Here is a 2042-nt window from a genome sequence, read left to right on the forward strand (position 1 = left end):
ACTTTTATGGCAGCTTCACAAGTTCCTATCACCACTATATCCCAGGTGCTCGGCCATTCAGACTGCAAAAGTGCTGACCGATACATTTCTGCAAACCCTGTCATGATGTCTTGTTCACTGGATTTTACAGGCATACCTGTTACAAGTGAGGTGTACCAATGAAAAACCCCATAAGCAAGCTAGGTCCTGACATTATTGGGTTTCTGGAACTACGGGAATCACTAGGATACAGTCGCAAGTCCTATGAATATCAGCTCTCAAAGATTGATGCATATGTTGCAGAAGGATTTCCATCACTGGATGTTATGACTGAGGATATCGTCTTAGGATGGAGTCGCAGACGTGCCAATGAAAGCCAGAACACCAGGCGGATACGCCTGAATGTCATACGGGTGTTTGGTAAATATCAGAAAGGCATTGGCAAGACTGCTTTTGTGCTTCCTACTGATTTTATAGACAAACAGCAACCTTTCTACCCTTATTTATTCACTGATGAAGAGCTATCTAGATTGTTTCTTGCTGTCGACTCCCTTCCGCCCCATTACCAGTCGCCCAACCGTGAGTATATCATTCCAGTATTATTCAGGATGCTCTATTGCTGCGCACTTAGGCCGAATGAACCCATGCAGTTGCTAAGACAGGATGTCGACTTGGAGAAGGGAACACTTTTCATCAGAAACTCTAAACGTCATAAGGACCGCATGGTGACGATGACCGAAGATCTTCTAGTTCTTTGCCGTGTGTATGACTCCATGATGGGAGACCGGCGATTCTTTTTCGAGCCGCCAACAGAAAAACCACGCCAAAATCGAGAACCATGGATGAATCACCAATTCAAACTTTGCATCAAGCATGCAGGCATTGGCAATGGGTCCCAATCGCCTCGTCCGTATGACCTGCGGCATTCGTCATGCTCTAGGGTTATCCTGAATTGGCTTGCAGAGGGTAAGGACTTCTATGAGTTGGCGATATTCCTTAGGGAGCATATGGGGCATGGATCTTTTAGTGAAACTTTTTACTACATCCATATGTTGCCTGAGAACATCATCAGGAATTCTGGATTTGACTGGAGTCGCTTTGACTGCCTGTATCCGGAGGTGAATGATGAAAAAGCTTAAGGATAAGAAACTGTTTGAAAACATCAGGTATTTTCTTTCTGATTATCTTCCTTCAGTCAGGAACAGGTCTGAAAACACCATATTGTCATACTGTGACGCTCTCAAGCTTCTGGTCCAGTTCTTTGAGGAGCAAAAGAGTGTAGATGTTTTCAGCCTGACAACCAAAATGATTACAAGAGGATCCATAGTCGAGTTTCTTGGTTGGCTTGAGTCAGAGAGGAATTGCACAGCATCGACAATAAACACAAGGCTGTCTTGCGTGCGCACTTTCTATAAGTTCATCTCACTCCATGGGGATCCTTTGATGGCTTCTACAATGGGTGAAATTGCTGAAATAACCAAGAGAAGGATCTCAGCTGAGCCAACCTATATATTTCTGGAGGAGAGCGAGGTTGCCATGGTATTGGGAGCGCCTGATGCAAAAACCCTTTTTGGTATTCGAGACCGCTGTTATCTCACCATGATGTACGACAGCGGGGCAAGAAACAATGAGATGCTCTCCCTCAAGCTCCAGCATATTACCATCACAGGCAAAACCAGCAAAGTCCATTTCATCGGGAAGGGAGGAAAGTCACGAATAACCCCAATCTCTGAGAAGGCCACGGCTATCTTGTTGCACTATCTGAAGATTTTCCATCCAGCCCAAGACAAGACCCAATACCTGTTCTATGTTGAACGGAAGGGGGTGAAGAACAAGATGTCAGCTGACAACACAGCCCGTATCATGGAAAAATATGAGAGGATTATCAAAGAGTCAGTCCCTCTGTTTCCCCATCTTCATCCTCACCTAATGAGGCATTCGAGAGCCCAAAATCTGTATAGCGCAGGCATGCCACTACCTTTGGTAAGCGAGTGGTTAGGGCACTCCGATATGGAGGTTACGCTGATTTATGCCAGAGCAGATGTAGAAATGAAGAGAAAGGC

At 45.2% G+C, this 2042-nt stretch carries 2 protein-coding genes; both read left to right on the forward strand.

Annotated elements, in window-relative coordinates; all coding sequences use genetic code 11:
• Positions 1–158: 158 nt before the first annotated feature.
• Complete coding sequence (locus tag JEY82_RS19640) at positions 159–1118, forward strand: tyrosine-type recombinase/integrase (protein ID WP_304089025.1); 960 nt, start codon at positions 159–161, stop codon at positions 1116–1118.
• A partial coding sequence (locus JEY82_RS19645) for a tyrosine-type recombinase/integrase (protein WP_304089028.1) occupies positions 1105–2042 on the forward strand: 938 nt, incomplete at its 3' end. The genes JEY82_RS19640 and JEY82_RS19645, both read left to right, overlap by 14 nt.

Origin of the sequence: Maridesulfovibrio ferrireducens, from assembly GCF_016342405.1 — a bacterium.
GTDB classification, from domain to species: Bacteria; Desulfobacterota; Desulfovibrionia; order Desulfovibrionales; family Desulfovibrionaceae; genus Maridesulfovibrio; species Maridesulfovibrio ferrireducens_A.

Coding starts and splice junctions, on each gene's coding strand:
- JEY82_RS19640 (WP_304089025.1), top strand. CDS start 159: ATGAAAAACCCCATAAGCAAGCTAGGTCCTGACATTATTGGGTTTCTG.